Source organism: Mesorhizobium sp. WSM3626, from assembly GCF_000513935.1.
Classification (GTDB): domain Bacteria; phylum Pseudomonadota; class Alphaproteobacteria; order Rhizobiales; family Rhizobiaceae; genus Mesorhizobium; species Mesorhizobium salmacidum.
The window spans coordinates 1-24871 of the sequence record NZ_AZUY01000069.1 but is presented as its reverse complement, the minus strand read 5'-3'; the positions used below and the strand labels follow the sequence as shown (position 1 = coordinate 24871).

At 60.0% G+C, this 24871-nt stretch carries 20 protein-coding genes and 2 pseudogenes; 15 read left to right on the top strand and 7 right to left on the bottom strand.

Annotated elements, in window-relative coordinates; all coding sequences use genetic code 11:
• Positions 1–455, bottom strand: a pseudogene (locus M653_RS1000000137510) (hypothetical protein); the annotation flags it as partial.
• A gap of 849 nt (positions 456–1304) precedes the next feature.
• Here M653_RS1000000137510 and M653_RS1000000135145 point away from each other — a divergent pair.
• The 3 genes from M653_RS1000000135145 (at position 1305) to M653_RS0129530 (ending at position 5358) form a co-directional block, all read left to right on the top strand.
• On the top strand, positions 1305–4004 hold the full coding sequence (locus M653_RS1000000135145) for a PAS domain S-box protein (RefSeq protein ID WP_051442867.1): 2700 nt from the start codon (positions 1305–1307) through the stop codon (positions 4002–4004).
• Positions 3997–4476 carry a response regulator gene (locus tag M653_RS01000000133930; protein ID WP_032936436.1) on the top strand — a complete coding sequence of 160 codons (480 nt, stop codon included), beginning with the start codon at positions 3997–3999 and terminating at the stop codon, positions 4474–4476. The genes M653_RS1000000135145 and M653_RS01000000133930 overlap by 8 nt, the downstream gene beginning before the upstream one ends.
• 627 nt (positions 4477–5103) lie before the next feature.
• Positions 5104–5358: a hypothetical protein gene (locus M653_RS0129530; protein WP_245262397.1), complete on the top strand. Its 255-nt coding sequence runs from the start codon at positions 5104–5106 to the stop codon at positions 5356–5358.
• A gap of 232 nt (positions 5359–5590) precedes the next feature.
• Here the strand turns inward: M653_RS0129530 and M653_RS01000000133925 are convergent, their stop codons facing one another.
• The 3 genes from M653_RS01000000133925 to M653_RS1000000137110 form a co-directional block, all read right to left on the bottom strand.
• The gene (locus tag M653_RS01000000133925; protein ID WP_032936435.1) at positions 5591–6472 is read right to left on the bottom strand and encodes a YihY/virulence factor BrkB family protein; all 882 of its coding nucleotides are present in this window, start codon (positions 6470–6472) and stop codon (positions 5591–5593) included.
• Positions 6465–6935 (bottom strand): hypothetical protein, encoded by a 471-nt coding sequence (locus M653_RS0129520; RefSeq protein ID WP_027146547.1) that lies wholly within the window; start codon positions 6933–6935, stop codon positions 6465–6467. Before M653_RS0129520 ends, M653_RS01000000133925 begins: the two co-directional genes overlap by 8 nt.
• A 1670-nt stretch (positions 6936–8605) precedes the next feature.
• Positions 8606–8869, bottom strand: coding sequence for a hypothetical protein (locus M653_RS1000000137110; protein ID WP_032936433.1), 264 nt, complete (start codon positions 8867–8869; stop codon positions 8606–8608).
• A gap of 523 nt (positions 8870–9392) precedes the next feature.
• On the opposite strand from M653_RS1000000137110, the gene M653_RS1000000137105 reads away from it, so the two are divergent.
• The 5 genes and pseudogenes from M653_RS1000000137105 (at position 9393) to M653_RS1000000137945 (ending at position 13887) form a co-directional block, all read left to right on the top strand.
• Positions 9393–9854, top strand: coding sequence for a hypothetical protein (locus tag M653_RS1000000137105; RefSeq protein WP_156938313.1), 462 nt, complete (start codon positions 9393–9395; stop codon positions 9852–9854).
• A 22-nt stretch (positions 9855–9876) separates the two neighbouring features.
• Complete coding sequence (locus tag M653_RS0129500; protein WP_156938312.1) at positions 9877–10089, top strand: hypothetical protein; 213 nt, start codon at positions 9877–9879, stop codon at positions 10087–10089.
• 533 nt (positions 10090–10622) lie between these two features.
• Positions 10623–12395 carry a DNA ligase D gene (gene ligD, locus M653_RS0129495; protein ID WP_027146545.1) on the top strand — a complete coding sequence of 591 codons (1773 nt, stop codon included), beginning with the start codon at positions 10623–10625 and terminating at the stop codon, positions 12393–12395.
• A 401-nt stretch (positions 12396–12796) separates the two neighbouring features.
• A pseudogene (locus M653_RS1000000137950) lies at positions 12797–12916 on the top strand (Crp/Fnr family transcriptional regulator); the annotation flags it as partial.
• A 503-nt stretch (positions 12917–13419) separates the two neighbouring features.
• Positions 13420–13887 carry a hypothetical protein gene (locus M653_RS1000000137945; protein ID WP_245262396.1) on the top strand — a complete coding sequence of 156 codons (468 nt, stop codon included), beginning with the start codon at positions 13420–13422 and terminating at the stop codon, positions 13885–13887.
• Here M653_RS1000000137945 and M653_RS01000000133910 read toward each other — a convergent pair.
• The 3 genes from M653_RS01000000133910 to M653_RS0129475 form a co-directional block, all read right to left on the bottom strand.
• Complete coding sequence (locus M653_RS01000000133910; RefSeq protein ID WP_051442869.1) at positions 13852–14709, bottom strand: transglutaminase family protein; 858 nt, start codon at positions 14707–14709, stop codon at positions 13852–13854. The genes M653_RS1000000137945 and M653_RS01000000133910 overlap by 36 nt on opposite strands.
• A 58-nt stretch (positions 14710–14767) precedes the next feature.
• Positions 14768–15667 (bottom strand): transglutaminase family protein, encoded by a 900-nt coding sequence (locus tag M653_RS0129480; RefSeq protein WP_027146543.1) that lies wholly within the window; start codon positions 15665–15667, stop codon positions 14768–14770.
• 140 nt (positions 15668–15807) lie between these two features.
• Positions 15808–17061 carry an ROK family transcriptional regulator gene (locus tag M653_RS0129475; protein ID WP_027146542.1) on the bottom strand — a complete coding sequence of 418 codons (1254 nt, stop codon included), beginning with the start codon at positions 17059–17061 and terminating at the stop codon, positions 15808–15810.
• Between the two features lie 191 nt (positions 17062–17252).
• On the opposite strand from M653_RS0129475, the gene M653_RS1000000135140 reads away from it, so the two are divergent.
• The 7 genes from M653_RS1000000135140 to M653_RS0129440 all read left to right on the top strand — a co-directional run bounded on the left by M653_RS1000000135140 (position 17253) and on the right by M653_RS0129440 (position 24723).
• Complete coding sequence (locus M653_RS1000000135140) at positions 17253–19817, top strand: ATP-binding cassette domain-containing protein (protein WP_084637020.1); 2565 nt, start codon at positions 17253–17255, stop codon at positions 19815–19817.
• Positions 19814–20803 (top strand): ABC transporter permease, encoded by a 990-nt coding sequence (locus M653_RS0129465; protein ID WP_027146541.1) that lies wholly within the window; start codon positions 19814–19816, stop codon positions 20801–20803. The genes M653_RS1000000135140 and M653_RS0129465 overlap by 4 nt, the downstream gene beginning before the upstream one ends.
• A 46-nt stretch (positions 20804–20849) precedes the next feature.
• A complete protein-coding gene (locus M653_RS0129460) occupies positions 20850–21851 on the top strand; it encodes a rhamnose ABC transporter substrate-binding protein (protein WP_027146540.1) in 1002 nt (333 codons plus the stop codon).
• A gap of 84 nt (positions 21852–21935) precedes the next feature.
• Positions 21936–22697 (top strand): glutamine amidotransferase, encoded by a 762-nt coding sequence (locus tag M653_RS0129455; protein WP_027146539.1) that lies wholly within the window; start codon positions 21936–21938, stop codon positions 22695–22697.
• 122 nt (positions 22698–22819) lie between these two features.
• Complete coding sequence (locus M653_RS1000000136320) at positions 22820–23110, top strand: hypothetical protein (RefSeq protein WP_084637018.1); 291 nt, start codon at positions 22820–22822, stop codon at positions 23108–23110.
• 642 nt (positions 23111–23752) lie between these two features.
• Complete coding sequence (locus tag M653_RS0129445) at positions 23753–24463, top strand: Crp/Fnr family transcriptional regulator (protein WP_245262395.1); 711 nt, start codon at positions 23753–23755, stop codon at positions 24461–24463.
• 11 nt (positions 24464–24474) lie between these two features.
• Positions 24475–24723: a hypothetical protein gene (locus tag M653_RS0129440; RefSeq protein ID WP_027146537.1), complete on the top strand. Its 249-nt coding sequence runs from the start codon at positions 24475–24477 to the stop codon at positions 24721–24723.
• Positions 24724–24871 lie beyond the last annotated feature (148 nt).

Here is a 24871-nt window from a genome sequence, read left to right as displayed (position 1 = left end):
GCCCCGGCGATATCACGCTCCAGGAGCCCGATTTTCCGCCGCTCCCCTTCAATCGTCTGCCTGGCCTCGGCCAGAGACCTTTCCGCGGTATCGCGTGCCGCAACGGCCTCGGCATTCAGGCGCGCCTGCGCCACGTCGCGCGCAAGCCCCTCGGCTTTTTGCCGCTGCGCTTCAAGGGGAGGTTGCGGCTGGTTCGTCGGGTCGGCGACCGCGCGCGACGGCGCGCTTGCGTTTTCTGTAGCGCGCCGCGTGGCAGCCAGTTCCTGGCGAGCCGCCGCCGATTCGCGGGGCAGATTTTCCTCATGCGCACTGCCGGTCTTGAGTGGATCGATATCCTTGTGCAGCGCGAGGAAGCGCTGTTCATTGGCGGCGCGTTCGCGTTCAGCCTGGTCATCCTCCCCCTTAGCCCGGACTTGCGAGGCAAGCGCTTCGGCGCGAGTTGCCTCGCTTTCCATTCGAGCGGCGGTCAGACCACGCCTCGACGCGTCGACCCAAGACCGCTCCCACCCCAGGGCTTGTTCCGCCGCAGCAGATGCCGACGGTACGCCCTCCGGCGGCGCGATTTGGGTTGGAGCGACAGGAGGTTTCGTTGCTGGCGGAGCGAGGCCGATTGCTGCACATCCAAGCAACATCATGAGGCAAAACGGAATGAGGCGCAGCGGAGCGGCTCTCGACTGTTTGCGGTCGTCCTGCTGTTGACGGTCGTCATGGAACAAGGCAGCGATCGTGTATACTCGGTCAGGACAGTCGCCGAGGGGCGCGGAAGCCGAGTCGGATCTCCGCCCGTGATCCATAGCGAATCCTCCATGGCGTCGACCACGCAGGTGAGATGCTGCGGCGTTAGTCGGCGTAAACCCGAGCGCCCCGCGCTAACACGCCAGGCGAACGCTTAGGCAGATCATCAAGCTACCACAGGCAGGTCGGGGTCGTAAGCTACCGAATTAGGGTAGGGGACTTCCGAATCTTCTCAAAACTGTCGGCACAGGTCCCCTAAAGTACTAGCCCCCGGCACGGTCACCGATGCGGACGGCTCGGCCCGCTTCTACGGATCGCGCCAGCTCGAAGGCTATGGCACACAAAGCGTCACCGCCGACGCCAGTGGCAACGCCAACATCGCGGCGAGCTGGCGCAATCTGTCGACGGAGCCGGTGAGCTCGACCAATTTTCAGGTCACCCGGTTGGGTGAAAGAGCAGCCGGAATGGACCATTGGGTGCTTCTAAAATGATTGGAAGGATCGGGTGTCGGTCTGGAACCTCTTTCCGGCTGGCGCATTGAGCGAGGTTGAAGGGGACTCGGAGTCTGCATGGAACAAAGGGTTTTGGGCCCCGGAGCCTTTGCGAAGGGCTTTCGTGCTGATGACAACAGCCGCGAAGGGGATTCGGATGCTGTCGTAAGGAGCGAACTGGAAGATTTCTTCGAGAACGCGGCAGTCCCTCTCCACCTGGTGGCCAATGACGGAACTATTCTGCGCGCCAACCGCGCCGAGCTGGACATGCTCGGCTACACAGCTGGCGAATATGTCGGGCGTAGCATTCGGGACTTTCACGCTGATCCCGCCGCGATCGAAGACATTTTGAACCGGCTCTCCCGGCGCGAGGACCTCCAACACTACCGCGCGAGGTTGCGCGCCAAGGATGGCTCCATGCGTTGGGTGGAAATCACATCCAACGTGCGTGCGGTTGGCGGGCGGTTCCTCAACACGCGCTGCGTTACGATCGATGTCACGGATAAGATCAAAGCGGAAGAGCTGTTACGCGAACAGGAAAACAGGCTTGCTGTCACCTACCAAAGCGCAGGGACGGGTATTGCCGAGGCCGACGCCGGAGGCCGGCTGCTTAGGGTGAATGCCCATTTGTGCGATCTTTTAGGCTACGCGCCGAAGGAACTGGTTGGACGGTCGATTTTCGACCGGACCTTCCCGGCTGATGTGGAATCCGACCGCGAGCAGTACCGGCGACAGGTTGCAGGTGAGATAAAAAGCTACACTCTGGAGAAGCGGTTCGTTCGCAAGGACAGGTCTCTTGTCTGGGCCCTCGTTACTTCCTCCAGCGTCTTGGACGCCGAGGGGCAGTTTCGCTATGCGGTACGGGTGCAGCATGACATCAGCGAGCGCAAGGCGATAGAAGCCACACTCGCCCGAAGGGCGGAGGAGCAGGCTGCGCTGCATAGGTTTACCGAAAGGCTGCAGCATGCCCGCACACCGGCTGACGTCCATGAGCCTGCGCTCGACGCCATCCAGCGTGCGCTGGGTTGTCAGCGCGCTTCGATCCTGCTGTTGAACGACGGGATCATGAAGTTTGTGGCCTGGCGCGGCCTTTCGGACGCATATCGCGCAGCAGTGGAAGGCCACTCGCCCTGGCCGGCCGACTGCGCCGATCCTCAGCCGATTTGCCTGGGCGATATGGAAAAAGCCGAGCTTCCGGAAGAACTGAAGCGGACAATCCGAGCCGAGGGCATTGGCGCGGTTTGCTTCGTTCCGATAACGGAGGGAGGCCGACTGCTTGGCAAGTTCATGGCCTATTTCGACCAGCCATGGGATTGCTCCGCAGACCAGGTCGAAGTCGCCAGGACCATCGCTCGCCAGCTTGGCTTCGGGATCGAGCGCCTTAAGGCGCAGAATGCCGCTCAGCGTTTGGCGGCAATCGTGGAGTCGTCGCATGATGCGGTTGTCAGCAAGGACCTGAACGGCATCATCTCGACCTGGAACCGGGGCGCCGAACGCCTATTCGGCTATTCGGCCGCGGAAGTGATCGGAAAGCCAATCACCATTGTCATCCCGGACGACCGGTTGGATGAGGAACCTCTGATCTTGGGTCGAATCCGCAAGGGTGAACTCGTCGACCATTTCGAAACGGTTCGCCGCCGCAAGGACGGAACACTGGTGGATATTTCGCTGACAATATCGCCGGTTCGCGACGCGACGGGTCGGGTGGTGGGTGCTTCCAAGATCGCCCGGGATATAACCGGTCAAAAAATGTCCGAAGCAAAGGTGCGCGACAGCCAACGTCACCTTCAGGATCTGCTCGCCGCTATTCCTGCCGCGATCTACACCACCGATCGCGATGGCAAGATCACTTATTTCAACGAAGCCGCGGTTGCACTTGCCGGGCGGACTCCGGTAATTGGCAGTGACGAATGGTGCGTGACCTGGAAGCTCTTCTGGCCCGACGGCACGCCGCTTCCTCACGATGAATGCCCGATGGCGATCTCCTTGAGGGAAGGTAAGCCGGTCCGCGGATATGAAGCCATTGCCGAGCGGCCGGACGGAATCAGGATCCCTTTCATCCCTTATCCGACACCGATGCGGGACGCGGATGGGAACGTCATTGGTGGTATCAACATGCTGGTCGATGTCAGCGAGCGAAAGCAGGCCGAGACCCAACAGCGAATCTTGCTCGACGAACTCAACCATCGCGTCAAGAACAACATGATGATGCTGAAGTCCTTGCTTTCCGTGGCGGCGAGGACGAGCCGAAGCCTGGAAGCCCGTGACGTACTAGACGAGGCAAGCAAACGGGTTGCCGCGATGGCGGCCGCACAGCGCGTCCTTTACGATACCGCCGACGCCAGCAATTTCAGTGTGCAGCCGTTCCTCGGGGCCGTTTGCGAGACTGCCAAGCAAATGTTTCCACCGAATGTACGGCTGGTTTGTGAAGCTGACAGCATCAAATTGCCGAACGACGTGGCCATGCCGCTGGCCCTCATCGTCAACGAGCTTTTGACCAATGCGGTCAAGTATGGCCTCAACGGCAGCGCCGGAGGGACCGTCCAAGTCAGCATCACCAAGAAGGCGGAGGGTAATTCGCTGGTGGTTAGAGACGAAGGCTCCGGCTTCGACCTGAACTCGGTGCGCGCGACGGCCTCGGGACTGCGGCTTGTAGAGGGCCTCGCGCGGCAGATCGGCGGAACCTTCGAAGTTCATCGAGACCCATGTCGATGCGTGGTGACTTTTTCTCAAGCACCGCTGGAGATCGGCCGTGCGACTGGAACCCGCGATGACTGAGCCAAGCCAAGCCGGGGAGTTCGACCGCGCATTCAAACCCCAACTGGCCTGGTCGCGAGAGGAGATGGGCGGCGGTGAGGCAACGCCTACGGCCGGTCGGACGATACTGATCGTCGAAGACGATTACCTGATTGCGCTCGACGCGGAAGCCGGACTGACCGCGGCGGGGTTCTCGCTGGCCGGAACGGCGGTTAGCGCCGAACAAGCTGTGAGCCTCGCGCTCTCGACCAGGCCGACGCTCGTCCTCATGGATATCCGCTTGCTTGGAAAGCGGGACGGAATTGATGCCGCGCTGGAACTTTATCGCGACCACGGCATACGATGCATATTCACAACCGCGCATGGCGACCAGGAGGTGAAGCTTCGCGCCGAAGCGGCAAGGCCACTTGGCTGGGTGCAAAAGCCCTACTCGATATCCACTCTGGTCGACGCCATCAGAACAGGATTCCAACAACTCGAGCAACAGAGCTGAGGCGCGGCGGAATTTGGGCCCACCGATCCACGCGTGGACGCAGGACAGGAACGCGCAAGTTTATACCAGGCTGGCCAGGTTGTGGCACCGATCGGTTTGCAATGCGCGCCCGGAGAACCGTTGTTGCCCTTGAGCGTCCCTGCCTCCGTTAAGACGGTCGACGTTCTGCTTTCGATCCCTGAGGGTCTGCGCGTCCGTGCGGTGATGCAGGAGGTGCTCGAGGCGCAGATGGAGGAGGCGCTGGTTGCTTCGAAGGGCGACACCGGAGCGCCTCGGCTACCGCCGCGAATACACGCCGCCTTTGATGATTTGCGATGAGCTTCAGGGCCTCATCACCGTCGTCATGCCCGAACCTGTCATTGACCAGCTGAAATGTGGATGACAAGGAGGGCGCCCATACGTTCGGTTTTTCGATCGGCGACGCGGTCCACAAAGCCGTCCACAATCGCCATGAACGCCCGCCTGTTCAGACATGAGGTAAAGCGCGTCCTGCGGTCTGCCGGATCCTACTGGCGGCGCTTAGACTAGCCGCGGGGCTACCCAGCGACCCCGCCTCGTACTACCATTGCGCTTTCGCTGGACATTAGGGGCCGCACCCATTTCATTGCGGTTGCATGTGAGGATGAATTGGACATCTTCGAGCGTCTTGAGGCTTTGATAGACGTGCCCAACACGGCAGCGGTGGAGCAGGCGCGCGAACTGCTAAGACAGCTAGAGGAAAGGTCAGACGGTGCAACCGACACGATCGACCAATTTCTGCTTGATCTAATGACGGTGGACTTTGTCGTTGAGTCTTGCCACCCGCGTTTCGATGCTCCCGCGCGGAAACTGGCGCGAATTAGGCTGACAATGCTCAAGATGTTGTGCGGAGCTCCCGCCTGACAGAGCCCCGCTGCGTCTCCGGCGTTCCCGACGGAGTCGGCCGCGTCCGGATCAATTCATTGGTGACACGCGCAGCAGCCCGCCACCTCGAGCATTGGGCTTTGCTCACGGCGCGAGATCATCAGGCCACGCTGACGCAGTCCCGCAGCGCTGGGTATCGCATCTCACAATCCCGGATATCGCCTTGAACAGGGGATTAGTGCTGAAGAAAAGGCGCCGCGTGGAGCTAGCTTCACTGCCCTCGACGAGGACTACTGTTGTGCGAGGACAGTCCGCCTCCCCGTTGGCTGCCGTGTTCCAGGGAATACGCATGAGTGAACTCGGCTCCGAGAAGAAATATCAATGACGCGTAGTAGATCCACAGCAGCACAACGATCAGCGCACTGGCCGCACCGAACGAAGACGCCACGGCACTGCTGCCAATGTAAAGGCCGATTAAGCTCTTGCCGATGGTGAACAGTGCAGAGGTGACAAATGCCCCGAACCATACATCGCGCCACTGCAACGCCCTATCCGGTAGGACTTTGTAGATCGCTGCGAATAGCAGGGCGATAAGGAAAAAGGAGAACAGGATGTTCAGCCCTTCAACGATGACTGATCCGAAGGGCAGCAGCTGGTTGATCCAGCTACTGAGGGCGCTAATTGCTGCGCTCGCCGCCAGCGAGACGAGCAATAAAAAGCCGAGTGCAATGACCAATCCCAAGCTGGCCGTCCGCGCCCGGATCAGCCGAGCAATCGAGCTTCCTTCGGGTTTGGCCTTCCAAATTATGTTCAATGCCGATTGCATTTCGCCAAATACACCGGATGCCGTAAGAAGCAACGTGCACAGGCCAACTAAGGTCGCGATCATTCCCGACTTCGGATTTGAGGCGCTTTGCAGCGCGCTTTGTAGCACCTCGGCGCTTTGGGGTCCCATCAATCCAGAAAGCTGACCGGCTATTGCAGCGCGTGCGGCGTCGTGTCCAAACACCAGGCCCGCCACGGCCACGACCAGCAGCAAAACAGGTCCAAGTGACGTGACCGCAAAGAACGCCATGGCTGCACCGTGACTGAGAGCGCCGTCGGCAATGAAGCCCGCCACGCTGGCCTTCGCAATGCGCCACGCCTCAAGCATGGATTTCCTCGACGGAAGGTATCAACTTTCCCGGACAAAGTTCATGCCTGATGTCCCGAAGGGGCAAACTTGCGACAAAGGGAAGCGTTCCACACCTGTGAGAAAGTCCCGCGCGGAGTTCGGTCCCAAGCTCCATCGCGACACGGGTTTTTTCCGGGTCTATGTCTAATCGCTCAAGGCCGCCTAGGCTTTTTGGCTTGCCGGCGCGAGGCTTCTGGCCAGCACCTTCTTCCCGAGACTGCTTATAGTTGGCGAGCCGTTGGCGGACCGCATTTTCCGTGCTTTCGGCCGCGGACCTGACGACGTCGCGGACGTTGTCGGTCAGCGTGCCTTCGCGCGACGCCTGCCGCGCAGCTTCGGTGACTGCCTGATAGCCTTCGGCTGCGATCCTCTTAACCTCAGCAGTGCCCTTTTCGAGCTTAGCTGCGGCAACGTCCCGAAGCTTGTCGCGGTAGCCACCCAACTCCCGCCGTCGATTGACCTATGCTGGTTGGTCCAAGCACTCCAGACGTGCCTCGGGTTCCAACCCGATGGGCTCTTTGTTGGGCTGCTGGAACATGTGTCAGAGACCAATGTTCGGGAGCCGGCCCGCTTTACTCCCGGCGGTCCTCCCATGTGACTGCCCGCTGGCTATGGCCGGCGGGCTTTTTATGTGCATATGGGAACTTGATTATTCGTCGGCAGGTTCGAAGAGCGGCGGCTCCCGTGCTGCCGGTCAGGTCCCCGAGACCTGGCCGGGCCCGCTTCCCTCGCCCGTGAGGCGGGCCCTGTGCGATCGGCAAAGGCGGCGGCCCTGGAACCTGAACGACTGTCGCTGGTTGGTAGATTGGTGGCAGTGGCTCTCCAGGGCTCGCCGCCGGTTGAGGTCCGGGCCTCAACTGCCCGCGCTTCTGCCGAGGGGCGCGGGCGACCATTTTAGGGGACCGATATGCCGCGCAAGGTTGACAAGCTAAGGCACGAACGGGCTGACCGCGAATCTCGCGTCGTCATCGATGCGGAGCGCAAAGCCCGTGAAGCCAAGACAGCTCGTCTGAGGGCCGATCGGCTGGGACAGCGTTCCGTCAAGCCTGCGAATGCCGACCCGACGAAGTCACGCTAGGTGCACGTGGAGGCGGCCGACGCAGTGCCTGAGTCTACCGCGCCGGCCATGGCGGCTCGGAGGTCCGCCGCGCGCTGACAAGATAGGACGAGGGTCACACGGTCAAGTAGAGCCCCAGGGATTAGCGTGGCTGTCTGGGGATGCGACTCGGCCTCGACACTGTCGCGCTTGTTCCTAAGAAGGGCAGGGCACAACGGAACAAGGCCGACTGCGATGCCTATTTTGCCTTCGCGCCGCCCTAGTGGACTATGGCAAGCTTCGGAACCTGGGCTTCGTGGATGATTCTAAGAGCTTCGTCCCTGGTAATGCCGACCTTGCGGGCCTAGTACTCGGCTTCTCGCGCCCGCTCGCGATCCACTGGGCGTTCCGCCCCCTGGTTGTTCGCCTTCTGCTTTGCCTTCTGTCCCATGAGGCGAATTATAGCACACCATGGACCCAGGCTAAACCGTGCGGCGGCCTGTTCGCCTGCCTAGCAGGAGTAGGGCTTAGACGCCACTGTCTGGCAGGTACCTGGTTCATCCGTTCGAATGACGCCCGTCGGCAGTCACAACGCTGGTTGGCCAATCTGGCGGCAGGAAAGACTGGCAAGGTGGCTCCTGATGTGAGCGGACCGCGTCATCGGCAAGAGGCTGGCGATCACGCACGACTTCCTTTCGATAATGCTTGGGATGAGGCGCCCGGTGTGACGCTGGCATTCCAGGTGCTCAAGGGGCAGGGACTGATTCAAGGCCGGCGAGGAGAGGTCACAAATAGGGGATTGAGCCGGGCTGTTGGCGATAGCGGGCGTGGTTACGGTCACGAAGCCGCCGACCGGTCACTGAGATAGCTCCCGCCCGAATCTCCGCTCCGGACCAAAGCGCTGGGGCTTTTCCGAGCCCTAAGGGTTCATTGCGCTTGGCTTGGCTGCTAGCCGATCCAGCAGCTTGCGGGGCTCTTCGATAACGCGGCGAGTGTCTTCAACGTTCAAGCGAAGATCGTCAATCTGTGCCGCCGCCCATCGCTGGTACATACGAGCGCTGACATTGCGTAAGGCGTCAGGTTCCCACGGCTCCATCACCATCAGACCCGTTGCGTACTAGTTCGAACGTGACTTTTACCACAAAGAGCGGTTTGCTGGTACCCTCATGCACATGCAAGGCGACCTCTCGGAAGGTGCCGTCCGGCATTTTGTCCTTTGCTATTTCTAGCAGCGCCCTTGCTGCCTCATCTTCAGCGGATACCAGGTTCGGAAGGTCGGTGCCTTCGGTGTCCGGGTAGGCGGTTCCGTTATCGGTTAGATCGAAATAATAAAGCACCATGGGAGTCGAACAAAAAGGCGTACCCTTTGTTCCTTCGACCCGAAGCTGCACCGCGCGGTGGTTAGCGCCTTACTTCCTGATGATCCAATCCACCAACGCAGGCTCGACACGCTCGGACCCGGTAAACTCGTGAACCAGGTACTGAGCGACGGCGCGCCATTGAGACCTTGGCCTCTTCGTTTCGACGACCAAATCGTGAAAGACCTTACAATGTCTGCCTCCCACGCGGATACCCGGTGGTGCTCAGCGTCTCTGAGTGCCTCCCCTATTTTGCGGTGGCGAAGCCGCTTTAGAAGCTCGCGTGATGCCGCGATTGCGCGCCGGGTTTGGGCTATGTCACCGCGAAGTGAGGTAATGTCGGCCATAGAGCGGTGCTGAGACAGGAAGCTGGCGTCGATCATCGCCTGCGCCATGTCTATATGGCTTACGATCATAGCTACCTCCCAATAGCTAAGACTCTAGTCTTATAAGCTAATGCAGCCCGTAAAGGATTCAAATGTCGGTTTGATACCAAGGGAATAGTGTGGCCCAGCTCAGTGTGGCTTCCCTGTACTCGTCGACCGAAATTCGAGGATTGTCGCAGGCCGCTTCGGCTGCAGAGGCTCACGGCCAGGCACTTTATGCCAGAAGACTTGACGCAAATCCGCCGATCGACCGGCTGACCGCATCCGGGACAATTCTAGGAAACGGGCACCTCGTGGAGGACGATTTTTCGCAGCAGCCCCTGAGCGCATCAAAATTCATGGAGCAAGTTAGCCAAAACCGATCACCCTCCCGGTCAGCCGCCTCGTCGCTGACCCCAAAGCGGCAGTTGATCTGTTCCAACACCGAAGTAAGAATCGAGGCGATGGTATGCGACTTTTCGGGCGAGCGACGCGCAGCCCAGGCTGCCAGCCGCTCTAAATCGCCATCGCTCATATTTCAGCCTTTGATCGGCACCCTGCGGTCGCGGCGGGATTTTGCGTTTTGCATCAAGCATGTCTAGCTTCCCGGTTGGGGGAAAGGCTATGCGCGACTTGCCCAAGGACGTTGACGCCGGCGCGGTGATTGAGATCGGCCGCTACCTTGATGATCGAGGCAACGGCGCGCGCATCTCCGTTCACGAGGCTATCAGGATCGTTCGCAATAAAACGAGGACCAAATTGACTGATGCTGGCCTCGAAGAACTGATTGTGGAATGTGCGGCAGCACGGCACTTGGCGATTGTTCTGGATTCGTGACTGATCGTAATGCTTATCCAGAAAGCCCGCCAAGTGTACTGAGAGCTGGCGCTATCCGCGCAGTCTAGGTCTGGATCCCAACGAACTTTCCGTGGGGTTTGCGGCCAATCTGGCGGTTCGCCGAAGCCAAAGCGCCTTCTTTCTTCGTGCCGGTAACTCGACGTAGTCGCCACCATCAGCAAACGCACCGCCGCGCTTCGCCGCAATCGTATAGTCAGCCCTGTTCGTTCGATAGTCTTCTTTTTGCAAGGACATCGCTTTCTCCCACTTCGCGGCCTCTCTCCCTTTTGGCCTGACGCACGAATTAGCTGCCGGTGTAACGCACAAGTCCACCAATTGAGGATTGTATTAGAATGATACACCCGTGTACGCGACGACCAGGGGCACGCGCGGAGCTGCCCGACGTCGGTCGCGTGGCGCGGTTCTCCTCCTTCAGACTGGCGCCGCAAGCCCGGTATATGCATTTTTGCTAAAGTTCTCGGAACTGATTGCCGTCGCACGGTTTGACTCCCGGTTCCGGGAGTCGCGAGCACATGAGCAAGACCGAAGACCGGCTGTCGTTCATCGAGTTTCAATCGCCGACGCTGGTGGAGAAAGCTCCTGATGGCGGCAACTGGCTTCACGAGATCAAGTACGACGGCTACCGGACTCAACTTATCCTCGAAGGTGGAACAGCGCGAGCCTTCACCCGGCGAGGCTACGACTGGTCGCATCGGTACAAGAGAATTGTTCAGACGGCGGCGAGCCTGCCGGTGAAATCCGCGATCATCGATGGTGAGGCTGTGGTCTTAGGCGATACCGGGCTGCCGGACTATCAAGCCTTGGAACGGGAGCTAGGCAGTCCGAACTCGTCGAGGCTCATGTTCTACGCGTTCGACCTGCTTCATCTCAACGGGCGCGATTTCCGGCAGCAGCCGCTTTCGGAACGCAAGGCTGCATTGGAGAAGCTGCTCAAAGATACAGCTCCGACCCTGACCTATGCCGAGCATCTGGACGTAAGCGGGAAGGACATGTTCGCCCACGCCTGCAAGATGGGGTTGGAGGGCATCGTCTCCAAGCGCGCCGATTCCCCCTATCGCTCCGGCGTCCAGACAAGCTGGGTCAAGATCAAATGCATCAAGAGCGACACCTTTCCCATCGTGGCTTTTGTCGAGAAGCTTGGCGCTCACCCGCGTCGCATCGCCTCGCTCTACATCGGCAGGCGTGAAGGCGACCGGCTGGTTTATGCCGGGAAGGCTCAGAGTGGCTACAGCTTGATCACCGCGCGGCAGGTCCGCGAGCGGCTCGACCCGCTGATTATCGACAAGTCGCCATTGTCGGAGCCGATCGACAAGCCCAAGGCCACATGGGTTAGGCCGGACGTTCTGGCCGAGGTGCAGTTCAGCGGCGTGACCGACCGCGGCATCTTGCGGGAAGCGGTATTCAAGGGCCTTCGTGAAGACCTCGTCACGATCCCCGCAAAGCCGCCCGCCCCATCTAAGCGGCGGCACGAGGCCGACGAACGCGGTGTGCCTCGTGAGAACATCCTGCAGCTGCTCCCAGACGCGGTGTCGCCTTCCAAGGGTGAGCTTAGGGGCTACTGGGAGCATGTTGCCGACCAAGCTCTGGTTCATCTCAGCCACAGACCGTTGAAACTGGTCCGGCATGCCCATGGGGCGACTTTCTATCACAAGGGCCCCTTGCCCGACATTCCGAGGGCCGTGCATCAGTTACGCGTCCAGAAGCGCGAAGGAGGCGAAGGAGTGCGCGTGTGGGTCGACGATCTTGCTGGTCTGCTCGGGCTGGTCGAAATGGATGCGGTGGAGCTTCATCCTTGGAACGCCACCATTGATGACATCGATCGCGCCGATCGCGTGGTTCTCGACCTCGACCCAGGCGAGGGCGTCGAATGGAAGCAGGTGATCGAAGCGGCCCTGGCGCTTCGCGACATCATGGAGGCTGCAGGTCTGAAGAGTTGGCCTAAGGCCACCGGCGGCAAGGGCATCCATTTGATGGCGCCTATTGAACCAAAGATGACCCACGACAGCGCCCGGCAACTAGCCAAGTCGCTTGCCCGAAGTCTTATCCACGTTCAGCCCGACCGTTACCTTTTGTCCGCTGCACCGGCAGCACGAACGGGACGCATTTTCATCGACTATCTTCGCAACGGGAGAGGCAACACGGCCGTAGGTGCGTTCTCCCCACGAGCACGCCCCGGGTTTCCAATCGCGCATCCAGTGACATGGGCTCAGGTTGAGCGGTCCATTCGGCCCGACGCCTTCACCATGGATCATCCGTTCAGGGCAGCCACTAGGAAGGCAGCCTGATCCGGCGAGGACCGGAGCAGCGAACCTGGATCAGAAGTGGGAGCTGCCGTCAGCAAATCGCAGCGACCTCAAAGGTCCGCACGAGCTAACAAACCACGGGTAGTATCGTAGCCGAGGCGCGGTTTTCGTTTTCGGTTTGAGGCAATGCGGCTCTCCCGACGAGTTGGCGGGCTTGGGGATCGGTCCAGCCGCGATTCTCACCGCGTTCTTTGGCGGGTTATTCTGCCTGAGCGCATTTTCTGGCTTTGGGATTGCTCCTCAGGGTGCAGGGTTCTCACCCACAGCACTGGCTGGGATCGTTTCCGCCAGCATTGCTGGCGGGTTGATCGGATCAATGGCAAGTAGACAGGGCGCGGAACCTCTCGAGGGGATCGTCTTAGTGACGGCGCGCATCAACGGCGCTAGCGACGGTGTTTTGGCGCTCTACTCTGATGGACGCAGCGAGATATCGAGAGTGGGTCACCAACGTTGGAAGGCGCGACGCCTATGCTCGGACGGCGCACATTGTGTGCGAACTCATGGTCAGCTCGGCGTTACCCTCAAGTTCCGCTCACCAATGCTCGTCAGGTTCTATTCGTTTGGTTGAGGCGCGAGAGGTGGCGTATTCGGGTCCGGGCAACCAAGGGTCGACAATTGACCACATCGAGAGGGCCGATCGCCAACGCTGCCATAACGTTCCACGAGTTTTGCGAATCCGTACGCGAACGCGAAAAGAAGCGCCAAGACAACCACTATTCGGACGGCCATAAGGGATTGTAGCAGATCGGCACTGGCGCAGCAGTCCGCAAAAAAAGCCTGCACCAGGAAAGGCTCGACAAGGTTCAATTCAAAGAAGCTAGTGTCCCGCTGGTGCGGGACCACGCTTGGCGGCGCGCGTCCCACTGGCCTCAATGCCTTTCCCTAAAATCCTGCAGCGACACATGGCGAAGATCCTCCTCGCCCCGTAGGTGCCTGACGCGGCCGACGATGCCCGGCTTGACCATTGCGTCGCCGGCCGATTCATGCCCTTCGGTGCCGGCCCGGGGTGTTCCTGCACGCGTTGCCAAAGCCGCTCGCGAATCCCACGGCCGGGCTTGATAAAGGCCGAACCGACATAGCGCCCGGTCTCACGGTCCGCCATCAGCGCGAAGGCGGGCTTGCCGGCCTGGCGCTCAACGCCAAGCAGGTCGAACTCGTCGATGGCATCGTCTTTAGCCAGGCGGTCGACTCGCCGCTGCGGTATTTGCTGTTCAAGATGCAGCGTCCAATTTCGTTCCGGAACATTTTAGCTAAATTTAATGTTATAATGATTACAATGATTAAGCTATCCGATCTCGGCCCATTTGAACCTCATCTCAACGGCAAAATTGCCGACCACGAAAGTGAGTATTTCTACCGCTGCCCGCAGTGCGGCCAGATGGTGGATGAACGGGACGCGCGCCAAGTGGTCTGGCATTCCTTCTCGACGCACGAGCGGCTACTGGTCGATGGTGATGCACCTCACTTCCCATAACGACTTGCAGTTGACCGCTTGGACTTCTTCCGTGACAACTTCGAATCCAGCAAGTCTGGATGCGCCGAAACTGGTTGAGATTGCAACATCAGTGGCGTCGCAACCCGTCGCCATCAGGATCCGGCCTATGCGAGGGCGATTATGCCGAGCGTCAAATACGAACCAATGACCGCTTAGATATGCCTGAAACCATGCGCTGAAATCCATCGGATCCTGCGCCGGAGGCACGCCAATGTCGCCCAGATATCCGGTGCAATAGCGCGCAGGGATATTCATGCAGCGGCACAGCGAGATTGCCAGATGCGCAAAATCGCGACAGACCCCGGTTCGATCGGTGAGAGCCCCATAGGCGGTCCGCATTGGGTCCGCGGCTTGGTAACTGAAAGCGATATGATCGTGCACGAAATTGCAGATCGCCTGCACCCGCCCCCATCCGGGCGTGGTATCGCCAAAGTTAGCCCAGGCGAAATCGCCAAGCCGGTCAGTATCGCAATAGCGGCTGCCGAGCAGAAACCTGAGCACGTCGTCCGGTAGTTCCTTGATGTCGTGCTGAACGGCGTCTGGCACGATGACATCGGACTTGCCGGTGTCGTAAATTTCGAAGTTCGTCGATATTATCGTCCGCCCCGCAGGCGCTTCTATTCTCGTGCAGGCGTTACCGAAAGCGTCAATGTAGCCGCGGGCTTCAAGCGGGCGATCAAAGCCTATAACCTGTTCTGTTAACAAGTCGACGCGGCGCGATGGGTGGATCTCAAGGACCAGCAGCATTGGTATTGGCTGCGGACATTCGTAGGTAAGGTTGAAACCTGCGCGGATCCGCACCGATGCTCCATTCAGGATCCGGGCAAACTCCGTGTTCCTCAAACAGTTCCGCAGAACTTCAGGCTGAACTAATTTTGTTGCCGCCGGTTTCCTTTGCCACCTTCACCTCTACGGTAATGCCCAGAAAACTCGACGCGCTTCCGGAGTAGCTTCCGGAAAGAGGGATGGCTTGCTGGGGATGGCGAGCCACAGCGACCCTGATCAAATCCCGGTTGCCGACAATGCCATTTGTTGGATCGAACTCGATCCAACCGGCCCCAGGCAGGTAGACTTGGCACCAGGCATGTGTTGAGCCTCCGCCGCGGACAGCATCACAATCGCGACTCGGCACATAAACATAACCGGTCACGAAGCGAGCGGCAAAGCCGAGCGAGCGGACCGCTTCCATCATGAAAAGCGCAAAGTCCCGGCACGTGCCTTTGCGCAGATGCAGAGTCATGAGCGGGGATTGCGTTCCGGTTTCGAACCGACGGGAATACACGAAGCTCTCGTGGATGGCGTAGCAGAGCGTCATCAACAATTTTCCGGTCTCGGTATTACCTGTGGCACTGACGAACTGTCTGGCCCATTTGCCAACCTCGTCGCCGTCATCGGCATGATGGCGCTCCATCGTTCGCGCGAGGTCGGCAACCTCGTCAGGATCGTAAGAGAATGGATAATTCAACGCGGCCTCATCAATCCGGAAATCAGGCGCATGCTGGGGCGTGTGATTGAGCCGAATGTCTGTCACGAAATGAAGTTCATTGGCCGAACCCTTGAATTCGATCACGGCAACGCAGTTTCCAAAAACGTCATGGATCCATCGAACCTCCTTGGGCTCGGGTTTCACGAATAGAGCGTGGTCCAGAAGCCGTTGGTCGAAGCTGTCACGCGGCCTGAACATCAGGCGGTGGTCGCCAAAACTCACCAACTGTTTATAGCGATAGACAGTGCTGTGCTTGACTGAAAAAATCGGCATCCGCTTCCGTCAACGATCTCTCTGGCACGTCCATAGCAACCTAGCGCCTTATCGGATCCTGGACGAACTGTTTCCGATCCCGGCCGAAACGCCGCGTCAGAGAGGCTCGATCGCCCAACGCGTCTCGACAGAGCCTTTGCCTAGTTCGCTTGGCCAGCAAGCCTAGAAAGGCTACCAAGCAACATTGTTTTGTCCTTGCCGATCATCAGCACGCCGCTGTCGGGAGCTAGCAGTGCCGAAAATGGCAACATGGCCGCGCCGATAGGCGAGGCCTCCGGGCCGAATTGTCCCGATACGATTTCCGGCGCAACAATGCCGATGGCGCTGGTCCGGTTGAACTGGGTCTGCACCCTTGCCAGCAGTTCGATGTGGATGGGCCGCGGCAAGATGCTGTCGAGAACGATGGCCTCGATATCGATGACGGAGGTGATGGCGATAATGGCTTCAACCAGTGCATTCGCACAATCGTCGACCCATTCGAACAAGGGCTCGCGTGCTCGAGACGGCAACGGGTCCAGCTCCCGCACACGATTGATCTCGATGCCGCGAGACTTGAGATGATTGACCAGCACGTAGATCGAGGCGCGATGCAGCAAGCTCTGGTAGCGCGCCGGCTTTGCTGCCACGGAATCGAGGCTTGAAGGCGAGACTGGAAGCGGGCCGAGCGCAGCGCTGTTGCCATGCGGGCCGGTGTGGACCTTGCCGCCTTGCACCAACCCGCCACCGACGAAAGTGTCGATGGAGATATGCATGAAGTCGCGGAACCGCGCGCCGGCCCCTTGGATGAGTTCGGCCAGCGCCGCCGATGACGCGTCGTTTTCGACGAACACCGGGGTTTTCGGCCTTGTGGCGAAGAATGTCGAAAGCTCAATTGCTTCCCAGCGGTTGCCGAGGTCCTCCGGAAAGCCGAGTTCTTCACTCCAGCCGCCGAGGAAATAGGGCGAAGCGATGCCTAGGCCGACAATGCTGGCCTCGCCAAGCCCGGCGACCACCTTGTCGAAATTGGCGAGCGACTTATTTCCGGCCCTGAGGACGAGATCGGGATCGGGATAGCGGTATTCGTGTGACTCGCGAGCGCGAACCTCACCGGCGAAGTCGACCAGCACGGCTTCCAACGCACGCCGACCGATCTTGATGCCGACGCTGTAGATCCGCTCCGGCGTAAGCCTGTAGAGAGTCGATGGAGATCCGCGTTGCCCGAACCTTTTGCCCACTTGCTTTACGAATCCAGACGACTCCAAGCCGTCGACAATGGTGGCGACTGCGGCCGGCGTCAGATTTGCCGCACGCGCCAAGTCGGACTTGGACGCCTCCTTCAGGCGGCGGATGGCGTCGAGCACGAAACGTTCGTTATAGTGCCGAACCTTGACGGAATTGCTGCCTTTTCCGGACAAAATTGGCGCTCCCATATGTTTTTGCCGAGCTCCGCACGGCCACAGCCGCATCGTGCGAAGCGCCCCGGCCCGGCGCCTTTGCGCGATGCGACAGTGCGCGCCGGAGCTGTGGAAGTCAATTTTCTCGTTGCGGCTTCGACCTATTTAATATAGCAAATTGAAAAAATAAGCTGGATCAGGGAGGAAGGGCGTTGCAGCTTGGCGCATATGGCGAAGCCGATGCCGCGGGACGCAGGGATGTGACCGTTCCGGTCGCCCTGGTCCATGCAACCAAGGCCTTCGGCGGGACGATTGCTCTCAGGGATGCGACCTTCGAACTACGCTCGGGCGAGGTGCTGGCGCTGCTTGGCGAAAACGGTGCCGGCAAGAGCACCTGTGTGAAGCTTCTGGCTGGCGTGCATTCGCCAAGCAGTGGCCATGTCGAGGTCGATGGCACGCCTGTTGTCTTGCATTCGCCGCACGACGCCCAGGCGGCCGGCATTGCCGTCATGCACCAGCATCCTGGCCTGTTCCCGGACCTCTCGGTCGCGGAAAATATCTATCTCGGTCACATGCCGCGCGACCGCTTCGGCGGCATCGACAACGCCGCAATGCTTCATGGCGCTCGCAAGGTGTTAGCAACGGTCGGCCTCAACGTGCGGGCGGCAACGCGGTTGGGCGCGCTGCGCACCTCCGAACAGCAATTGGTGGAAATCGCCCGCGCGCTGTCGCTCGACGCGCGTGTGCTCATCATGGACGAGCCCACGGCGGCGCTGTCGCAGCGCGAGGTCGAACGGCTGTTCACCGTCGTTGCCGATCTCAGGCTGCATGGCGTGGCGATGATGTTCGTCGGTCACCGCATGGACGAGATCTTCCGCATCGCCGACCGCATCGCAGTGCTGCGCGACGGACGCCTTGTCGGCGTTAAGCCGAAGGGCGAGCTTGGCCGTGCCGCCGCCATCAGCATGATGGTCGGCCGCGAACTGACCGACCTCTATCCCGAACGGCGCCACTCCACTGGCGCGCTGGTGCTGGAGGCGAGGGGGCTGTCGCGCGCCGGCGGCTTTGCCAGCATCGATCTCAAGCTCCATGCTGGAGAGGTGCTCGGGCTTGGCGGCCTGGTCGGCAGCGGGCGGACCGAGATCGCGCGCGTGCTGTTCGGCATCGACCAGCCTGATGCCGGCGAAATCCTGATCGACGGCGAGGCTGTGCGCTTCGCATCGGCGCGTGACGCCATGGATGCGCGCGTCGCCTATGTCTCTGAAGACCGCATGGGCCAGAGCCTGGTGATGGATTTTTCCATTCTCGATAATGCCGTGCTGCCGATACTCGACAAGGCCGCCTCGGTAGGCCTCTACGGCACCGATCGCGCGATTGATCTGGTTGCGGACTGGCTGAAGCGCATGAAGCTGCGCTTTTCCGGCTACGGACAGCCGGTCAAGGAACTGTCCGGCGGCAATCAGCAGAAAGTGGTGCTGGCCAAATGGCTGCGCACCGACCCGCGCGTCCTCATCCTCGACGAACCAACGCAAGGCATCGACGTCGGTACCAAGGCGGAGGTCCACGCCGTGATCGCCGATCTTGCCGCGCAGGGTATGGCGATCCTTCTGATCTCCTCCGAAATGCCCGAGTTGATAGGCATGTGCGACCGTATTGTCGTCCTGCGCGAAGGCCACCAGACGGCCGAGTTCGCCCGCGGCGAAGCGACCCAGGAAAAAGTCTTGGAAGCGGCGACCAAGACCGATGAACGTGCCGACCAGGCACTGCACTCGGAGCGCGCCTTTAGCGAGGAGGAGGCCAAAGGACCACTCGATTTCCTGAAGCGCCGTGAGTTCGGCTTGCTCGCCGCGATGCTGGCGGTCGCCATTCCTGTCACCATTGTCAACCCGCGAATGGTGAGCGCGGCAAACCTGACCGCCGTGTCGATGGATGCTGCCTTGCTGGTTGTTGCGGCACTCGCTCAGATGCTGGTGTTGATCACCCGCAATATCGACATTTCGATCGCAGCGGTAATCGGCCTTTCAGCCTACATGGCGGCCAGCATGGTTCAGGCTTATCCGGCACTCGACATCGGGATCGGCTTGGCAACTGCATGCGCGGTCGGCAGTGTCGCTGGCCTGATCAACGGCCTTGTCGTCACTAAGGGAAAAATCCCGGCCATCGTCGTCACTCTGGCCTCGATGTCGATCTTTCGCGGCTTCAACTCGATCTGGGCGGCGGGCGACCAGATCAGCGCCGACGAGGTCACGCAGGCCTGGCTCGACATGACCGGTCTGAAGATTGTCGGCGTGCCGCTGATCGTCGTCATCGCCATTGTCGTCCTGTGCGCCGGCTACGTGCTGCTCTATCGCACGGCGATCGGGCGCGAGCTGTTCGCTACCGGCTCCAACCCGGACGGCGCACGTCTCATCGGTATTCCCGTGGACAGGCGCATCCTGCTGGCCTTCGGCATAGCCGGTCTGCTCGGCGGCCTATGCGGCGCCCTGTGGGCATCTCGTTATGCCACCATCGACGCCCGCGTTGCGCTCGGTTTCGAACTCACCGTTATCGCTTCTGCGGTGGTCGGCGGCGTCGCCATCCGTGGCGGCTCCGGCACGCTGCTCGGCATCGTCCTCGGGGCGCTCACGCTACTGGTCATTAAGAACGGTCTGACGCTGGTCCGCGTCGATCCGCTGTGGCTGCAGGGCGTCTACGGCCTGGTAATCCTGACCGCCATCGGCATCGACACCTTTATCGTGCGGCGCGCGGATCAAGCCAGGCAGGCGAGGGGAAGATGAAAAAATTCCTGCGCTCGATCGACTTCTGGGATCTGCTGCTGGCGATCTCTTGTCTGGCCATATTCTTCTATGCGGCGTTCTTCGTGCCGAACTTCGTTTCTGGCTTCAATCTCTCGCAACTGGCTGCGAGCGCTTCGGAAAAGGCGCTGCTCATCCTGCCGATGACGCTGCTCATCATCACCCGCGAGATCGACCTGTCGATCGCCTCCGTTTTGGCGCTGACGTCCGTGATCTTCGGCCTGCTCGTCCAGGCCGGCGTGCCGACGCTGGCGGCAATCCCGCTGACGCTCGTCGCCGGCGGCCTGTTCGGCGCCTTCAACGGCTGTCTGGTCTCGGGCTTGGGATTGCAGTCCCTGGTGGTGACGCTCGGCACAATGGCGCTCTATCGCGGTATTGGCTACATCCTGCTCGGCACCGGTTCGGTCAACATCCTCCCGCCTGCGGTCGTCGATTTCGGCATCAACAACCTGCCGGGCACGCAGATACCGTGGACGATCGTGCCATTCCTGGTGCTGGCGCCGGTGTTTGCCGTCATCCTGCAGAAGACGCCGACCGGCAAGCGCATCTACGCACTTGGCGGCAGCCCGGAAGTGGCGCGCTATTCCGGCATCAACACGCGCCGGATGGTTTTGAAGCTTTTCGTGGTTTCAGGCATCATCGCCGCCATTGCCGGGATCGTCTATACCGCCCGCCTCTCCAATGCCCGTGCCAACAATGCGCTGGGCATGGAGCTTGACGTTATCACGATTGTGCTGCTTGGCGGCGTCAGCGTCTTTGGCGGGAAGGGCCGCCTGACCGGGGTCATGCTGGCGCTGGTCCTAATCGCCATTATCCGCAACGTGCTGGCGCTCAACCAGATCGGCGGCGACGCGCAGGGGATGATCATTGGCCTGCTCCTGATCGGCTCGCTGCTGGTCGGCAACTACTGGCGCTCCGCACAGGAGCGGCTCTCAAGATCGCGCGTCTTGCGCGAAACCAAGGGGTGATCTCGGGCCCCTTTCTTCAAGCCCGAATTTAGATGGAGGAGTCACAATGAAAGCGTTTAGATTAGCCCTGCTGGTATCCGCGGTTCTGCTCGCACCGGCGTCGCTGGCCTTCAGCCAAGAGTGCGCCAAGGAACCTGTAAAGGTCGGCTTCCTGCCCAAGCTCGACACGGACCCTTACTTCAAGGTGGCTTTTGGAGGCGCCCAAGAGGCTGCAAAGGAGATCGGCGGCACAGCCACTCAGGTCGCCCCGTCTCAGGCGACAGCCGAGGCGCAGATCGAATTTATCAACAGCCTCGTGTCACAGAAGGTGGGCGTCATCGCCATTGCTGGCAACGACGCCAATGCCGTCGCACCTGCGCTGAAGCGCGCCGTTCAGCAAGGCGTCCGCGTGATTTCGTATGACTCCGATGTGGCGGCCGACGCCCGCGCTGTATTCGTGAATCAGGTGAAGGGCGACAGTCTGGCCGAAATGATGCTGGAAAGCGCATTCAATCTTAGCGGCGGTGAAGGCGAATTCGCGATCTTGTCATCGACACCCACGGCGACCAACCAAAATGCCTGGATCGACTTCATGAAGGCAAAAATGACGGCCGAGTCGAAATTCTCCAAGATGAAGCTGGTGCAGGTTGCTTATGGGGAAGAAAGCGAGCAGATCAACCAGCAACAGGCACTTGCGCTGGTGCAGGCATTTCCCAATCTCAAGGTGATCATCGTTCCAGCAGGCATTGGCCTTCCTGCGGCCGCTCGTGCACTCGAGGAGGCGGGCATGATCGGCAAGGTCAAGCTGACGGGTCTGGCCCCTGCCACTTTGATCTCGAAATACATCAAGGACGGCGCCGCGCAGGATATTTGGTGGAATGTCACCGACCTTGGCTATCTTACCTATCAGACTGCCCAGGCGCTTGCGCAGTGTAAGATCACCGGCAAGGAGGGTGAGAAGTTCAAGGCAGGCCGGCTAGGCGAATATACGATTGGGACCGGCGGAGAATTGATCCTTGGACCAGCGAAAATCGTGACCCCCGAAAATTTGGCCGAGTTCAAGTTCTGATACGGCGGGCATCGAACCACCCGGGGGGCGCCGATTTCGGCGGCGCCCTCGCAACTCGATCTATGGGTACAAGGTGGGTTAACTATGAAAGTGCTACTTGCAGGGGAAACGTTCGCAGCGACGACTTCGGTCGCCGTTGGCGGCGATGTGCTGACCAGTGCGACCTCGATAAATGGTGCAACCGCCTTCGAAGCCGCGCTTGCCGCTGAGGGCATCGCGATGACCCAGATCGGCGGTGACCGCTGCGCCGCCGAATTCCCCTTCGACCTCGATGCGCTTTCTCAGTATCAGGCAGTGGTGATCTCGGATGTCGGCGCGCTGACCTTGCTGGTGACGGCGGAAGCCCGCGCAGGGCGTGTCGGCGTAAACCGCCTCGAGATGCTGAAAGCCTACGTCGAAAGCGGCGGCGGGCTGATGTTGGCCGGCGGCTATATGGGCTTTCAGGGCATGTTCGGGACAGCGCGGTTCCACGACACCCCGGTCGAAGACGTGTTGCCCGTGCGCTGTTTGCCGTTTTCGGATGGCATGGAGGTGCCCCAAGGCTTGCAGGCCTCCATCTTGGAGTCCTCCCATCCGATCTTTGCAGGGATCGAGAAGCCGTTGCCGCCGATCCTTGGCATGAACAAGCTGGATTTCAAAGGCGACGGTTCATCCCGGCTGCTCGCGACCTGTCATTATCGCAGCACGGACTGGCCGCTCCTTGCTGTTCGCAATCATGGCCGCGGGCGCACGGTTGCCTGGGCGACCGACATCGGGCCGCATTGGCTGTCGCAGGACTTTCTCGGGTGGTCGCTCTACGGCCGGCTGATGGGGAATGTGGTGCGCTGGCTCGCGGGCACCGAATAACCGAATAGAGAGGCGGATACCGGTTTAGGGCAGTTGCCGGTTCTCGCTGCAGGCCTACAGCGACACAGCAACGCTTCTACCGACGGCGGTGAGGTCATTTTGGCGGTCGTCACAATGTTAAAGTGTCACTTCTGCAGATCTATTGGAGAGCGCTGGGATATCTGGCTGCCGACAAGAAGCGCGTCGCGCTGATCTGTGCGGCCAACGTCGCGCTTGCAGCCATCGCGATCCTTGAGCCGATCCTTTTCGGCCGGGTGATCGGCGCTATTTCCGAAAAAGGTCCGGTACCTGCACACGCGATTCGTCCGAAAGGGATATTTGTGAGGTCATACCCAAAACACTTTCAAGGCAATAGTCCGCCGAGCGCGACATCCCCGAGTCCGAATGGAACAAGCAAGCTCGCAACGTCGTGACCATCTTTTCCTACCGGGAGAGTTCTCCTCGAAGTCAAAGGCTGAGATCACCGGGCGATTGTGTCTCATCGCTTCTCTCTGGGGTCCGACGTCCAGCCAAACAGTCGAGGCGGAGGCACCACCATTACTTTCCAACGTGTCGCCATTCGACGCATTTACCTGCGTTAATGGCAACTAGGACTCCGTCACTTCTGCTCGTGACGAGGAGCAGCGAGTTTGCAACTTAGCCACAGTTGGACCTGCCCGCGAAGAGTGGGGCGACCGACGCCGGTTGGCGGGGGGCGGGATAGACGCCGGTCGCCTTCAAGGATGGGGACCATGGATTCAGCAAACTGCGTCGCGATTGGTCCTCGGACAAGAAGAGGCGATTCGCACACGAATAGCAATTGGCCCGAAGTGCCTCTTTCCGGTTAAATCTCTGGGACAGATGGCTTGGCGAACGTCCGACGGAAGGAATAGCCTGAAGGGTAATGCCATAGGCTAGCTTGACGGTGATGTGCGGCCACTGGCTTTGCAAGCCGCTCGCGCTTTTTTAGCAGGCGCGACCGCCGAAAAGCGCCGGGAACATTAGTGCCCCATGCAAGTTCGGCATCTAACTCAATCCGGTCACTGAATTTGGCACATGTCCCTTCCCCGAACATTTTGATCCGCAAGCTCCAGAACATCTCTGATCTCACGCAGTCAGACATCGCCGTTTTGGAGAGCATCCAATTCCAGACACGGGACTATCAGGCCGATCAGGACATTGTGCGCGAGGGTGATCGTCCCACCCATTCGTTTGTGGTCTTGGACGGTCTGGTGGGGTCCACCAAGCTTACAGGCGAGGGCAAGCGGCAGGTCACTTCGTTCTTTGTTCCGGGAGACATTCCCGATCTCCATGGATTGCATCTCTCGGTTTTGGATTGCACGTTCTCACCTCTCACGCGCGTCCGCGTGGGCCTCATGCGGCACGATGCCTTGCGGGCCATTTGCGACCAACATCCTTCCGTAGCGACGGTGTTTTGGCGCTCGACTCTGATCGACGCAGCGATCTATCGAGAGTGGGTCACCAACGTGGGAAGGCGCGACGCCTATGCTCGGACGGCGCACATCCTGTGCGAACTCATCGTCCGGCTTCGCTCCATTGGGCTCATCAGCGACCATGTAGCGGAGCTTCCGATCACGCAGGCGGAACTTGCCGATGCGGTAGGCTTATCCACCGTGCACGTAAACCGCACGCTTCAGGAACTTCGACGCAACGGGTTGATTGTCACCGAGGGCTCGCGATTTCACGCCGTTGATTGGGCCGGGCTCATTCGAGCAGGAGATTTCGACACCACCTACCTGCACCAAAAGAACGCGAGAACGTTGTAAGGGCGGGCTCGATGGCGAGATATTTCTTTGACACCGGCGACAGCAATGCGGTCATCAAAGATGAGGTAGGCATCGAATGNGATGGGATCGTGGCAGCACGTCGTGAGGCCATGGAAGGCCTGATCGACTTGGCCAGAGAATCCCTGAAGGATCTCGACGGCCAGCAATTGTTCATTCAGGTCCGGGATGAGAAGGGCAAAAAACTGGCGAGGCTGAGCCTTTCCCTTCAAATGCAGCCAAATGCAGCCGAGGATCAATGAGCTAACCGACCCGAGCCTACCTGCATGACGCACGCATTCAAGCGTGTGGAAGGCCGCCCTATCGTAGGCGCGCATAGCGTCGGGCCCGTCACATTAGGCTCTAGGTCGAGAAGGCGCACGCCATGCTTCGTGCCTGCTGCGAGATAGA

What these genes read in the sequence shown, in the direction of transcription:
- M653_RS1000000135145 (WP_051442867.1), top strand. Translation starts at nt 1,305, where the DNA reads ATGGAACAAAGGGTTTTGGGCCCCGGAGCCTTTGCGAAGGGCTTTCGT.
- M653_RS01000000133925 (WP_032936435.1), bottom strand. Translation starts at nt 6,472, where the DNA reads ATGCTTGAGGCGTGGCGCATTGCGAAGGCCAGCGTGGCGGGCTTCATT.
- M653_RS0129465 (WP_027146541.1), top strand. Translation starts at nt 19,814, where the DNA reads ATGAAAAAATTCCTGCGCTCGATCGACTTCTGGGATCTGCTGCTGGCG.
- ligD (WP_027146545.1), top strand. Translation starts at nt 10,623, where the DNA reads ATGAGCAAGACCGAAGACCGGCTGTCGTTCATCGAGTTTCAATCGCCG.
- M653_RS1000000137110 (WP_032936433.1), bottom strand. Translation starts at nt 8,869, where the DNA reads ATGGTGCTTTATTATTTCGATCTAACCGATAACGGAACCGCCTACCCG.
- M653_RS0129480 (WP_027146543.1), bottom strand. Translation starts at nt 15,667, where the DNA reads ATGCCGATTTTTTCAGTCAAGCACAGCACTGTCTATCGCTATAAACAG.
- M653_RS0129500 (WP_156938312.1), top strand. Translation starts at nt 9,877, where the DNA reads ATGCGCGACTTGCCCAAGGACGTTGACGCCGGCGCGGTGATTGAGATC.
- M653_RS0129455 (WP_027146539.1), top strand. Translation starts at nt 21,936, where the DNA reads ATGAAAGTGCTACTTGCAGGGGAAACGTTCGCAGCGACGACTTCGGTC.
- M653_RS0129460 (WP_027146540.1), top strand. Translation starts at nt 20,850, where the DNA reads ATGAAAGCGTTTAGATTAGCCCTGCTGGTATCCGCGGTTCTGCTCGCA.
- M653_RS01000000133930 (WP_032936436.1), top strand. Translation starts at nt 3,997, where the DNA reads ATGACTGAGCCAAGCCAAGCCGGGGAGTTCGACCGCGCATTCAAACCC.